This window comes from Streptomyces sp. NBC_01275 (genome assembly GCF_026340655.1).
Classification (GTDB): Bacteria; Actinomycetota; Actinomycetes; order Streptomycetales; family Streptomycetaceae; genus Streptomyces.
This window is the reverse complement of record NZ_JAPEOZ010000001.1, coordinates 10,345,141-10,357,636: the sequence shown is the minus strand read 5'-3', so window position 1 is coordinate 10,357,636 and position 12,496 is coordinate 10,345,141. Positions and strand designations below refer to the sequence as shown.

General features: G+C 71.4%; 10 protein-coding genes, 1 tRNA gene and 1 pseudogene. 7 read left to right on the top strand and 5 right to left on the bottom strand.

Annotation, left to right across the window (positions count from 1 at the left end; all coding sequences use genetic code 11):
• Nucleotide 1 precedes the first annotated feature (1 nt).
• From OG562_RS45595 to OG562_RS45585, 3 genes are all read left to right on the top strand, one after another.
• Nucleotides 2-727 (top strand): hypothetical protein, encoded by a 726-nt coding sequence (locus tag OG562_RS45595; protein ID WP_266408807.1) that lies wholly within the window; start codon nucleotides 2-4, stop codon nucleotides 725-727.
• A 201-nt stretch (nucleotides 728-928) separates the two neighbouring features.
• The gene (locus tag OG562_RS45590) at nucleotides 929-1,165 is read left to right on the top strand and encodes an ATP-binding protein (protein WP_266408804.1); all 237 of its coding nucleotides are present in this window, start codon (nucleotides 929-931) and stop codon (nucleotides 1,163-1,165) included.
• A gap of 135 nt (nucleotides 1,166-1,300) precedes the next feature.
• Nucleotides 1,301-1,549: a hypothetical protein gene (locus OG562_RS45585; protein ID WP_266408800.1), complete on the top strand. Its 249-nt coding sequence runs from the start codon at nucleotides 1,301-1,303 to the stop codon at nucleotides 1,547-1,549.
• A gap of 426 nt (nucleotides 1,550-1,975) precedes the next feature.
• On the opposite strand, the gene OG562_RS45580 is transcribed toward OG562_RS45585, so the two are convergent.
• Nucleotides 1,976-2,560, bottom strand: coding sequence for a restriction endonuclease (locus OG562_RS45580; RefSeq protein ID WP_266408797.1), 585 nt, complete (start codon nucleotides 2,558-2,560; stop codon nucleotides 1,976-1,978).
• A gap of 113 nt (nucleotides 2,561-2,673) precedes the next feature.
• Entirely contained in the window at nucleotides 2,674-3,063 is a 390-nt protein-coding gene (locus tag OG562_RS45575; RefSeq protein WP_266408795.1) for a hypothetical protein, read from the bottom strand.
• A 479-nt stretch (nucleotides 3,064-3,542) separates the two neighbouring features.
• Here OG562_RS45575 and OG562_RS46330 point away from each other — a divergent pair, with 479 nt between their 5' ends.
• Complete coding sequence (locus OG562_RS46330) at nucleotides 3,543-3,869, top strand: tetratricopeptide repeat protein (RefSeq protein ID WP_353962844.1); 327 nt, start codon at nucleotides 3,543-3,545, stop codon at nucleotides 3,867-3,869.
• 146 nt (nucleotides 3,870-4,015) lie between these two features.
• On the opposite strand, the gene OG562_RS45570 is transcribed toward OG562_RS46330, so the two are convergent.
• Nucleotides 4,016-4,089: transfer RNA gene (locus tag OG562_RS45570), tRNA-Met, on the bottom strand.
• A 271-nt stretch (nucleotides 4,090-4,360) separates the two neighbouring features.
• On the opposite strand from OG562_RS45570, the gene OG562_RS45565 reads away from it, so the two are divergent.
• Nucleotides 4,361-5,581 (top strand): M20 family metallopeptidase, encoded by a 1,221-nt coding sequence (locus tag OG562_RS45565; RefSeq protein WP_266408792.1) that lies wholly within the window; start codon nucleotides 4,361-4,363, stop codon nucleotides 5,579-5,581.
• 29 nt (nucleotides 5,582-5,610) lie between these two features.
• Nucleotides 5,611-6,472, top strand: a pseudogene (locus OG562_RS45560) (IS5 family transposase).
• 1,619 nt (nucleotides 6,473-8,091) lie between these two features.
• Here the strand turns inward: OG562_RS45560 and OG562_RS45555 are convergent.
• Nucleotides 8,092-8,484, bottom strand: coding sequence for a hypothetical protein (locus OG562_RS45555; protein ID WP_266408789.1), 393 nt, complete (start codon nucleotides 8,482-8,484; stop codon nucleotides 8,092-8,094).
• 1,014 nt (nucleotides 8,485-9,498) lie between these two features.
• Between OG562_RS45555 and OG562_RS45550 the strand changes: the two genes are divergently transcribed.
• Complete coding sequence (locus tag OG562_RS45550) at nucleotides 9,499-10,767, top strand: triacylglycerol lipase (RefSeq protein ID WP_266408787.1); 1,269 nt, start codon at nucleotides 9,499-9,501, stop codon at nucleotides 10,765-10,767.
• 581 nt (nucleotides 10,768-11,348) lie between these two features.
• Here OG562_RS45550 and OG562_RS45545 read toward each other — a convergent pair.
• The gene (locus tag OG562_RS45545; RefSeq protein WP_266408784.1) at nucleotides 11,349-12,392 is read right to left on the bottom strand and encodes a hypothetical protein; all 1,044 of its coding nucleotides are present in this window, start codon (nucleotides 12,390-12,392) and stop codon (nucleotides 11,349-11,351) included.
• Nucleotides 12,393-12,496: the final 104 nt, after the last annotated feature.

Genomic DNA, 12,496 nt, shown 5'->3' with positions numbered 1-12,496 from the left:
CTTGGGCTGCCGTGTCTCTCAGCCACTTCTCGCCGGCTTCGTCGGCGTCGGGCCCGAGGGCGGCGAGCGCTTCGACGGCGAAGTCGTCGTGGCGTTCCGGCCGCCCGGCGAGAATGCGATCGCGGACCTGTTGGCGCAGTGCGTCGGGGTTCTGGGTGTCGTGGGCCATGCCGCGCAGCCATGCCAGCACAAGGCTGCGGATCGTCTTGCCCATGCTGGCGTAGCGGTTGTCCTGTCCCAGGTCACGGTCGGTGCAGTAGGTCAGGGCGACTACCGGTGTGAGTGTGAAGGGGTCCGCGACGGTGCTGGTGACGTAGCGCAGGTCGGCAAGGCGCAGCAGGGTCTTGAGTCCGCGATGATCGTCGGCTGCCAGGTCGTCCCACACGTCTTCGATCGCGCTCTGGGCGTTGCCGAGGGTGAGGAGCGCTTCTATCGGGACCTCGGTCCACCGCTCCCCCTCGTCCTCGCCGAGTTGCTCGAATTCGCGGCGCGATTCGCGCCAGGTGGCCGCCTGGTTCCCGGCCAGCAGCTTCGCCTGGCAGGCGGCCCGGACCGCGCGGCTGGCCCAGCGGGGTGCTTTGGCCTTGGTCAAGGGTTCCCAGCCGGCGGTGAGGAACAGGCGGCACAGGGCGAAGTCTCGCATCAGGTCGGTGGCGAACTCGTCGCCTGCGGCGAAGGCGGGGTTGGCCGGTGCGCGCAGCACTGCGTCGGACCGCAGTCGCGGTAGTGCCCCGCCGCTGGGAGGTGGACTGTGGGGCAGTTTGAGCGCGCGGCGTGCGACGGCGAGTACGGCCTGTTCCCGGTCGTCGGGTGAAATGCCGCCGGGAAGGTACTCCTCATCGTTTCGGACGAGACCGTTCCACACGGCACCAGACACATCGGCTTCGGACAGCAGTGTGCTGGTCTCGGCGAGGACCGGTACCGGCGTGTGGTCTACGGCAGCGCTGACGACACCGTGCTGTCGGAGCCGTTCGGTCTGGAGACTCCGTATTCGGACCGGGCCGAAGCAGGTCGGCGAAGGCTCGTGCCGTTGGAGCGCAAGGTGTACGCGGGTACGGCCAGCTCACAAGAGATCAGCGAGCATCCCGCGCTGAGTGATCTGCTGACCAGCTCGGTGCAGAGCCGGGTCGCCGAGGTGGCCGCGCGGCTGGAGCAGGAGCGGTGATTGCCCTCCAGCGGCTTCCCGCTCCGACGAGCACGCAGGGTCTGCTGAAGCGGTGGACGGCCAGAGTGCACAGCGCCGGAGCGACCGGAAGCAGCGCGCGCCGAGTGGAATGCCGCCGCTGCTCCGAAGAGGCATGTGAAAACTCTGCTGGAGTCGATGGCTCACGGTCGTGCGCGGTGTATGCACTGCGACGATCAGTGTCCCGTCGACGCGGCCGGGGCCTGTCTTCTGGTCGATCCGACCGTCGATCCGACCACCGACGATCCGGCCGATCATCTGTTTCTGCTGCTGCGGTGCGGCGAGTACGACTTCTCCAGCAAGAAGGGCGAACACACGATCCGTGTCTTCGGTCTCCAACCGGCCCGATCTCGTGCGGGGGCGTAGGGACGCCTTCTGTCTTGCCTGTTCCAATCTGCGGGACTGGCACAACCTGCGCCAGGCAGGCGACGCGGAGGCGGACAGGCTGGCCAGGCGTTGTTCGACTCGCCCTTCGTCGACGTCGTGCATGCAATGCGCCGGCTTGATCCGCGCCGTGCCGAGTCGGCGGTCGGCAAGCACACGCTTCCCGCTCTTGAGCACTGGCAGAGCGTTCACGGGGCCGACAGGCGCCGCTGAGGCCGTCGGGCCCAGCCGCCGTGGCCGTCAGGGCCGCCAGCTTGTCCGGGCGCCAGACGACGCCGTAATGGCTGCGGGCGTTGCCCCCGTCGATCGACGCTCACGGGCAGGCCCTCACCCGGCGTCTGCCCGGCCGTCCTGGGCGGGCGGCCGGGCAGACGCCGGGTGAGGCGCCCTGCATGACGGCGCGGACGGTCAGGACCGTGCAGACGGCCTGCGAGGCGGAGGCAGTGCGGGCAGTAGCTCCCACAGCGGTCGCACCCCGGATGCCCAGGCGCCGAGCAGTGTGCGGTCCACGAGGTGCAGGCGCTGCTGCCGGGCGAAGACCTGGCCGGGCTGGGTGATCCTTCCGTTGGTGACCATCACGACCACGTCCGCCTGGTGGACCGGGCGTCCGGTGCCGTTCAGCGCCTGCAGTTCCGGTGTGCCCACGGCTGCGCCGTGCTCGCCGTGACGGCGGTGCTTGCACTGGATCACCCAGCGGCGTCCCAGCGGGTCGGTCGCCTTCACGTCCGCCCCGAGGTCGCCCTGTCCGCCGACCTGGACGGCGTCGGCGCAGCCGTCCCGGCGCATCAGGTCCCGGACCGCGTACTCGAACTGCCGGTGGGGCAGTGTGTCCAGCTGCGGCAGTCCGTAGCGCAGGGCACGCGCCTGGGCCTGCTCCCACTGGGCGCGCTGAGCCCGCTGCTGCCACCATCCGATGCCTGCCAGAACGGCGATGACGGCCGCGACCAGCAGCAGCCACCAGTGCGCGAGAAGCCAGTCGACCGCTTTCGCCACGAGCCAGAGGGTCACGGCTGCGGTCACGCACAGGCCGGCGAACGGTGTCTGCTGTGGTTGGCGGCGCCGGCTGGGGCGCCGTGCAGGGCGCCGCCGGGCCGGTGGGCGCCGGGTCACCGCCCACCGGCCAGGGCGGAGAGGTCGATCGGGTACGACACGCTCGGTGTGGGCTTGGCTCGCTTGGCGGTCGGCGTGTCGAACCGGATCGGGTAGGAGACAGCCGGGCTCGGCACGGCCGCCCGCGGCTTGCTGTCGGTGTGGCCGAAGCGGATGGGGTAGGTGACCGACGGCGTGGGCTGCGTGTTGTCCGAGCCGTCGGCGGTGTGGGCGTTGCCGTAGCCGAGCACGGCCAGGCCGACTGCGGCGACGATGGTCATCTCCCGGCGCGCGCCCGGCGCCCATCGGGAGTGTCCGCGTACCGGCGTCCCGTCGGAGCGCACGTACGAACGGACGAAGGGCATGTGGTCCTCCAGCTGGTGGTGGGTTCCCGGCGTCGCAGTCATGTTGACGCCCGGCACTGACAGCCGATCAGCCGGATGGGCTCAACTGGCATCGATTGAAGGCGAGTTCGGGCCATGCCGCACACCAGTCCGGAACCTTTCGGATTTCTCTGCGGCCGCGGCTTGGGGAGGAGCAGCGGTCGGCGGTGTGGCAGCCGTGGGCCGGTGCGGGCGGCGGTTTCGCCTGGGCAGGCCGGTCACCGGTGTCTCCGGGGCGTCCACCGGAGCCCTGATGGTGTGACGACACGTCCGCTGAGGCGGAGGACGGCGGAATCAGCCATTCCCAGATTTGTCGCCGTGAAGCCGCGGAAAGAGGACGGAGACGGGCGGAACGGGATGCGGACGGGTCCGTGGACGCTGATCGCAGTCCCGTGCGGCGTGCGAACAGGCACGGGACCGCGTGCCCCGGCCGTCCTGTCCGAGCCGGGCGGGCGCGATCGTACGGATGGAGGGGCTGACGAGGGTGTGCGGCGCACTCGGCCTTGAGCGACCAGGAACGGATTCTCGGCCTGCATTCACGCACCCTGAGCACCCGCCACCAGCTCGGCAGGCTCCTGGCAGAGACCGGTGACCCTGAAAGAGCCCTGCAAGCCCTGTCGGAGGCACTCCGTGACCAGGAGCAATTCCACGGCCCCGCCCGTCCCCGCACGCTGGCGACCCGGTACGACCAGTTCCTGGTCGCCCGCCGGACACAGGGCCCGCAAGCAGCAGCGGCCATGCTGGCCGCTCTGAAGGACGACTGCCTCCGCGCGCTGGGAGCCAGTCATCCACTGACCCGGACGGTCACCGCAGCTGCGGCTGCAACCTGAACCGAGTGCCCGTGGCCGTGTGGGTGCTTCGGGCTCTGGCTCAGATTCTGCGGGGCGCGCATGCCGAGTGACGAGACGGTGTTCGAGCCGCGTGGGGCGTTCGGAGAACGCGGAAGGGTCCGGCGTACGCCGGACCCTTCGTCTCGTAGCGGGGACAGGATTTGAACCTGCGACCTCTGGGTTATGAGCCCAGCGAGCTACCGAGCTGCTCCACCCCGCGTCGGTAGTGCCACTCTACACAGCGCGGGCAGCCGGCCGTGAACTTGCCGGGCCGGTACACGGCCTGCGGAAGCACCCGCCATGGCACTCCCCCACGAGGGCGCGCATCGAAATCGCCGTGCATGGAACGGCCCGTCGATACCGGCTCCGCGAGCGACATCATCGACGTCCAACGAGCCCCCGCCCGACTTCGGCGGTCGCTGGTGTCCTCCCGCGACTGCGCTCCGACAATTCGGTTGCGTGCCGGTGCTCAGCTTCGCGATCTTTCCTTCATGTCATTGGACGAGGAACTGATCGAGCTCCGCCGGGAGATCCATCGCCGACCCGAACTCGCGGGCGAGGAGCGGGAGACAGCCGGGCTGGTTGCGGAGCAGTTGCGTGCGGCGGGGCTGGAGGTGACGACCGGCGTCGGCGGGCACGGGGTCGTCGCCGTGCTCGACGGTTCTGCAAACGGCCCGACGGTGGCGTACCGGGCGGACATGGACGCCGTGGACGCGACGAGGGATGTTCTGCCGTTCCCGCTCTCGGGCCGGGTGCACGACGAGGGCTTCGCCTCGCGCGTCCCTGGTGTCGCGCACCTGTGCGGGCACGACCTGCACACCGCGATCGGTGTCGGCGTGGCGAGGAAGATGGCCCAGTGCTCCGAGCAGGTACGTGGGCGGCTGGCGTTCGTGTTCCAGCCGGCCGAGGAGCCCCTGCAGGGCGCACGCGCGATGCTGGACACGGGACTGGTGCAGCGGCTCGCGCCGCGCGAGTTCTACGCGCTGCACTGCAGCCCGTTCCCCACCGGCGCCATCGCGGTGTCCCCGGGCTACGGGCTGCCCGGGCTCGACCAGATCCGGATCCTACTTCCGGGCGGCGAGGACGCGGCGGCCGCCGTCGCAGCCGAGGTCGCGGAACTCGGCACGGCCGGCTTCCCGCAGAACCTCGCCGAGTACCACTCAGGCTTCCATGCCCTGCTGGACCCCGAAGTGGCCGCATCCAACCAGGAATCCGTGTCCGTCGCCACGTGGATCGAGCCAGGTCCTGGCGGGCAGCCGGCCGCCGGCGTCCTGCTGCGCGTCTGGCCGCAGGAACGACTGCCGGAAGTACGCGCGCAGGTCGAGCAGCTTGCGGCGGCCGCCGGCGGACACGCCGAGTTCCAGGACGTCCCGTTCCCCGCCCTGGTGAACTCTGCGGAGCTCAGCACGGCGGCCGGCGACTACCTGAGCACGGCGATGGGGCCGCAGTCCGTCCTGTGGGCCCGTGCATCGTGGCCCTACAACTGTGAGGACTTCGCGCTGTTCCTCGACGAGGCTCCAGGCGCGCAGCTCTACCTCGGCGTCGCAGACGCCGATTCGGGGATCAACGGTGCGCCGCACTCTCCTGAGTTCGCGGCCGACGAGCGCGCGATCGGCCACGGCGTGCGCGCCATGACCGGTCTCCTGACTCATCGGTTGGCGGCCCGGCCCCCTGCTCGCCGGCATCGTTCCCGACGGAGCCGCACGAAGTGAGATGATCTCGCCTCGCGGCACGTGGCGATCTGACGGATGCACAGTGGGCGCGCCTGGAGCCGCTGTTGCCCAAGGGGCAAGAAGCCGGGCCGTCCGGTGACATGGACCAGGCGGCAACTGATCGACGGCCATTGGTTCCGCACCCGCACCGGCGTCCCCTGGCGGGACGTACCGGAGCGGTACGGGCCCTGGGCCAGGTCGTACGACCTGTTCCGCCGCCGGCAGCGGGACGGCATCTGGCAGCGGGTCCTCGCCGAGCTGCAGGCCCAGGCCGAGGCCAAGGAGCTCATCTTCTGGGACCTCGGCATCGACTCCGCTGTCTGCCGGGCCCGCCAGCATGCCGCCGGAGCGCGGAAAAAGGGGACCTGCGGAAAGAGCCGCCCGGCGGCACCACCGCCGAGCCGGACGGCCACGGCCTCGGACGGTCGCGCGGCGGCCTGACCACCAGGCTCCACCTCGCCGTCGAGCAGGGCCAGCGGCCCATGTCCATCGTGATCACTGCCGGACAGCGAGGCGACTCCCCGCAGTTCGAGCCCGTCCTGAACAAGGTCCGCGTCCCCCCGCCAAGGTTCGGGGCGTCCGCGGACCCGGCCCGACCGGGTCCGCGCCGACAGGGCGTACGCGTCCCGCAAGAACCGCGCCTGCCTGCGCCGACGCGGCATCCGCCGCACCATCCCGGACAAGGCCGACCAGGCCCGCGACCGCAAGAAGCGCGGTCCGGCCGGCGGCCGGCCACCCACGTTCGATGCCGAGGACCGCAAGGCCCGGCACGCGGTCGAGCGTGGCATCAACCGCCTCAGAAGGCGCCGTGCCCTCGCCACGAGACACGACAAGCTCGCGGTCCGCTACGAGGCGACCGTCCTTGTCGCGGCCATCAACGAGTGGTTGTGACCAGCACATTCGATACACGCCCCAGCAGACCACGGACGCCTGGCTGAAGCCCCCTCCTGGTGCGAACGGACCGCAGCAGCCGGTGTGAGCGAGGCGCACGAAACGGCGGCCGGACGGCTGACGGACGCCGCGCACATCGACCAGGCACAGGTCTGGGCACGACGAGCCGAGGCCGCCGGCCACGGCCGAAACGTCGGCCTGGTGTGGGAGCAGCCGACAGGCAGCAGCCCGGTCACGGGCCTCCCGGCGCCCGCCGCATGGCATGCCGAACCGCTGGACGGCACCACCCATCTCTCAGCCGAGGACACCGTCGCGTCCCCGCGCCCGCTCGGGGAAACTGTCCGCCTGGGCGGCGCGAGCCGCCGCCAGGCAAGAAACGCTGCCCACGGCCGAGGCCAGAAGGCGGGCGGACCAAGGCGACCTGCAACACGCGTTCGCGGCAGCCGAACAGGCCGCCGAGCAAGGAGAGACCGCTGCGCTGCACCGGGCCGCCCAGCTCCTGGCGGACCAAGGACATTGGGCCGCATCCCTCTCGTGGCGCAAACGCGCGGTCGCGGCAGGAAGCGAACTCTCCGCCCACCCAGCCATCGTCAGCCTCCGGGAAACGGGGCGCACCAGGGATGCAGAACGACTCGAACGCTACGGGTGGGCCGCCTCAGGAGAGATCGCAGCCCCGTGGCACACCGAACGCGCTCTCCCGCCGGCAAGACCGAAAGACAACCAGTGGCGACCACTGGACTCCCACGCTGACGGCTCCCAACAGGCCTGCCACCGGAGGCAGCGAGCTGCCGCGTCGGACTGCCCGTCCCCTCATCCCGGGCCACGGCCCGCGTCAGCGGCGCCTGGCCAATGCCGCCGCGTGCCGTGCCGGCTCCTCAAACACGCCTGGACTGCAGGTCCGGCGCCGGTTGCATCGCTTCAACCGTTTGGGACTGCAGGGGCCGGACGATCTGGGCGGGCAGAGCTGCAAACGACGGATCGCCGAAGAGGAACGCTCCAGGATCATCGCCCCGGTCAACACCGTGCCGCCTGGACGGCCGAGCTGGGAGCCCGTCGGGGAGCCGTGGGCCTTCAACGAGTCCGGGCCACCTGGGTGGACCCTGGATTCCCCGGCCGCAGCCGCGCGGGCCGAAGGGATCGAGGACGCCGCTCCGCCGCTCGAGGACGCAGCTCCGCCGCTCGAGGCGGACCGACGCGCTCAAAGCCGCAGAGGCGGCGGACGGCAGCACCGCCCCGGCCCGCCCCGGCCCGCCCCGGCCCGCGCCGGCGCGGCCTGCGCTTTGGGCGCCTTCAGAGCCGCCCAAGCCCGCAACAGCGGCGGCGAGGGACGCAGCAGCCATGGCGTGAGCCGTGGCGTGAGGGACAGAGCACCGGCGGCGAGGGACGCAGCAGCCATGGCGTGAGGGACGGCGGGACATGACGCGGCGCCCCTTCCTGCCGCCGCGCCCTCCACCACTCCCAGGCGCCCCTGATCGGCGGACACTCTCCGGTGAGGCGCTTTTCCGACCGGCGCGTCCGACGGCGTCCTCGGCCTCCCCCGCCAATCCCTCCCCTCCGTCCAGGACGGCCCCTCCGTCCAGGACCGCGCCGCCGAAGTCCCGGAGGATCTTCCGGGCCTTCTACACCCGCGCCCCGTGCACATGCCGCGGCTCGGCCAGCAGCCCGTAGAGGACCAGCACCGACACCAGCATGGTGGCCAGAGACCAGAACGGATAGACCGGAAGGAAGATCATCTGCCCGACCAGGCAGAACGCCGCCAGACAGACGCCCGTCAGCCGCGCCGCCCTCGAGCCCACGAGCACCCCGACGCCCGCCAGGGCCATCACCATGCCGACGGCGACCCAGATCCAGCCCCAGGCCGTGTAATTGAGGACGAGCAGACGGTTGCCCTGGGAGTAGACGGTCGAGTAGTAGCCATGATTGAAGACCGCCACGAACCCGTTGAGCAGGTTGAACAGAGCGCCGACCAACAACAGGATCCCCGCGAAGGCCACCCAGCGCGAACGCTCCATCGGAGGAACGGCGTCCTCTGGCGAAGAGACACGTTGCTGCATGAGATCCATGAGACGCAGCACCACGGCAGACCGCAATCGGCAGGACCCGTTCGTGTCGGCCCCGCAGACCGCGGCCCCGCAGACGGAGTCCTGAGAACGTCTGCCGCTCAACGCCGGGATCGCCTGGCTCCACATGAGCGCGAGAGCGGACGTCGCCGAGTTCCCAGAACGCCTCGCCGCCCGCTCCCACACCACGGCCACGCCCTCCACGGCAGAGGCGCCCGGCCGCCGCCGAAGACCAGGACCGGCCCGCACACCGCAATCCGCCAAAACCGCCACACCGCCAGGACCGGCGAGACGCTGCAGGCGCCGACACGGACGCACCACGCGGGCTACGAGACCGCGCACAGGGCCCCGATCCCCGCATGACCGCAACCACGGAAGACAACACCACCGCAGGACAAGACGCGGGCGCGGGAGACGCGGCCGGGCCCCTGCAAGCCGGCCGTCGACGCCGTCCTCACGCCGGATCCGACAGCGCCGCGGAAACGGCGACACCCCCTCAAGCACATCCACGACCGGTCGCCGCACGAGCACGACGCAGCCGACGCCTCCCGCCGGACGGTCCGCGCACACCCCGCCGCCCGCCGCGAGAAACTCCCTCTGCACGCCGGCGAAGGAATCGCGGACCCGCCCGTCCCGCAGACCCACGAGCCCGGCGCCCGCACGAGCGGGCGGCCCGACGCCGCCGCGTACGGGTGAGCGTGGGGCCGTGACTGCGGTGGCCGGGTCGCGGCCCCTTCCGCGTGCAGCCATGCGACCCGCCCCGACGCCCGAGCCGAGCAGTCACCGTGGCGGCCTCGGGCCCGAGGGCGCGCCCCGCGTACGCGGGGCGCGTGAAGGGGCGTTCAAGAGCGGTTCGGCCCCCGTGAGAGTGACGTCGCCCGGTTCGGGGAGAGGCTCGGACGCCCGCGTGGGGACGATAACCGTGTTCTGCACGACCAGCCGCGACACCAAGGGAGCCGTCGAAGCATGTCCACGCCTGTCGTCAGTATCTGGGGCGCCCCTCCGGGAGCCCGGCCCGCAGCCCCGCAAGCGGACCCGTGGAACACCACGTGGCCGCTCAGGGGCGGAACCGCCTGGGTGTTCCACAGCTCACCCGGCCAGACGCACGTCAAACGGCCGGTGATCCTCGCCGACGGCTTCTCCATCGGACCCAGCGAACCCCACGCGCTGTACGCGGGCCTGGAGAACGGGCAGTACCCGTTCATCTCCAAGCTGCGCGAGAACGGCTTCGACGTCGTTCTCCTGGGCTTCGACGAGCGCTCCGCGTCCATCCTCGACAACGCCGACGTGGCCGTCGAGTGCATCCGCAGGGCGATCGCCGACCGCGAAGGCCCGGCCCCGCTGACGGTGGGCGGCTTCAGCATGGGAGGACTGGTCACCCGCTACGCCCTGGCCAAGATGGAGAGCCAGATGGAGGACCACGAGACCTCCACCTACCTCTCCTACGACACCCCGCACCGCGGCGCGTGGCTGCCCATCGCCGTCCAGGCCTTCGCGCACTTCGTGAAGGAACACTGGGGAAGCACCCCCGGAATCGGCCCGCTCCTGAGCCGCTTCTCCATCATGGTCAACAGCGACGCCGCCCGCCAGCTGCTGCGCTGGCACGTCGAGACCGCCGACGCCGCCGCCGACGTCCCCCTCGACGTCTCCGCCGGACAGGACCAGGCACGCACCGACTTCCTGGAAGCGCTCGAGCAGGTGGGCGGCTGGCCCATGCGCCCCCGCCTGCTCGGCGTCGCCAACGGAACGGCCACCGGCGCCGGGAACGACATCCCCGCCGGCGCACCCGCCGTCGTCAGCTCCGGTCCGCAGCTGGGCGGCACCCGCCTCGACACCCAGGACAAGGGACAGCAGACCGTCGCCGAGCTGGCCAAGACCGGTGCGGACCCGGTCCCGGTCCGCACCCGCGACCTTCCCGACATCGACGGCGCTCCCGGCGGCCTGTTCCCCGAAGCTCCCCTCCTGGACGGCGCCGCCAACTTCGGGATGGCCGCCATGCTGGCCGGACTCGTCGACCAGACCCCGGCCGAGCTGACCTACAACGCCTCCACCTTCGTCCCCACCGTAAGCGCCGTGGCATCGGCCGACATCGACGACCGCAACAACCTCTACAGCAAGGTCGACCGCGACAGCAGCGACCTCCACGACTTCGCCTGCGCCACCGCCAACGAGGGACACACCGTCATGACCGAAGAACTCGGCCAGTGGATCCTCGACAGACTCCAGGAAGCATGACCCCCCGCCGAACCGCCCTCAACAGGAGCGCATGAGACCAGAACACGCACCGGGCTCCGAGGACGCCACGCCCGTCCCCGGAGCCCGTGCCGGGTCCGGACCTGCCCCAGCCCGGCCCGGCCCGCGCGGCACGAAACGCAGGCAGAACACAGGCAGGCAGACGGCCCGCTCCGGCCCGCGAAGCCCAGCCACAAACACAAACACAAGCACAAACACAAGCACAAACACAGGCACAAACCCGGCCACAAGCCCGACCACAAGCGTGCACAGCCCCATCCCCAGCCCTCGAACAACCCCACCAGCACCCGCAGACCACAATCCCGACCACAATCCCGACCACAATCCCGACCGCAGTCCCGACCACGGCGCCAACACACGAACGCACCCCCAGCCGGACTGACGGACAACACCAGCCAGAGCCCCATCCACACGCCGGACCCCAACAGGCCCTCCCACCACCACAAGAAGACACGACCGAGTCGCCCCCCCCGGACTCGAACGGACAGCACACGAGACCGGCAAAGACGGGGCCCGAACCGGGTCCGTGTCGAACACAGTCAGCACGAGCCCAGTCCTGCCCCTCACACGCAGCGCAGCCGAGGGCCGTCCTGTCCAACACAGCCGACGGCCGTCTTTGCACGCCTCATCAGAGGAAACGACACGACGAGCGGCCCGAAGCGGCCGCCCGCCTCTACCGGGAACCGATCCCGGGCAGCCGATCCACGGTCCGGCCCTGCACCTCGGCGCCGGTGGAGCGCTCGGCCGGGAAGAGAAGCGTCCCGCCCGACGCCAGCCCGGGCAGGTCCGCCGCCTCGACGCCCGCCGTGCAGACGGCCAGCGGCCTGCGGCCCGCGGTCGAGCCGCCCGTCCACGCACAGCCGGCCCAGAACGCCGGCCCGCCGGCGATGCACCCGCATCAGGCCCATCACCACCAGGCTCGACCGTCTCTCCCCGGCGAACGTCACCCCGTCCACGCCGCCCGCGGCGGATGCAGCACACCGCCCCGGGGCGCGAGCGCCTTCCCCAGAACGGCAAAACCGGCACCGCACACCACCCGAGCCCCGCCGAGCCCCGCCGAGACGGGACGGTACGGGGATGCCGATTCCGGCGCCGATGCAACCCTTGTCGGCCAGAGTGGGCACCCCATCGGCCGCTGCGCTGCACAGCACGGGAAGTGCGTGGACACGGGCGGCGGCGACGTCGGGGGCGGAGCCGGGCTCGACGTCGGAGACCCGCAGCGGGGCGCCGTCGGGTACGGCCAGGAACTGCACGTCGCCGCCGAACGCCTCGTGCTTCAGGCCGAACCACAGGCCGACGCCGCTGTCGCGGACGCCGGCGAGACGGTCGGACTCGATCAGGACGCCGTCCAGGATCACCTGAGTCATAACCTCGCGTCGGCACCGGCCCACGGCCTCGTGCAGGTCCGGAACCCGGCCGCCGAGGATGCCGACGCCCTCGTGGAGGCAGCGGCAGCCGGCGGCCTGGGAGACGCCGGCACCGCGCGCCAGACAGTGCACGCAGCCGCGTCCGCAAAACCAGCGCAGGACCAGGACGGCCTGGCCGAACGGGCCGGGCGCCCGGCCGCCGCGCGAAGCGCCGATCCGCCGCCGCCGTGCGGCCGGCAAGCGCGAGAGGTGGTCCACGACGTGACGCGGGACGCCGAGCGCGGCGACCTAGGAGACCCACGTGAAGCCTCTGGCAGTCGCGGACATGACCTCGTGGTGAGACC

Excerpts from the sequence above, each read along its gene's own strand:
- OG562_RS45575 (WP_266408795.1), bottom strand. The coding sequence starts at position 3,063 with ATGACTGCGACGCCGGGAACCCACCACCAGCTGGAGGACCACATGCCC.
- OG562_RS45565 (WP_266408792.1), top strand. The coding sequence starts at position 4,361 with ATGTCATTGGACGAGGAACTGATCGAGCTCCGCCGGGAGATCCATCGC.
- OG562_RS45555 (WP_266408789.1), bottom strand. The coding sequence starts at position 8,484 with ATGGAGCGTTCGCGCTGGGTGGCCTTCGCGGGGATCCTGTTGTTGGTC.
- OG562_RS45550 (WP_266408787.1), top strand. The coding sequence starts at position 9,499 with ATGTCCACGCCTGTCGTCAGTATCTGGGGCGCCCCTCCGGGAGCCCGG.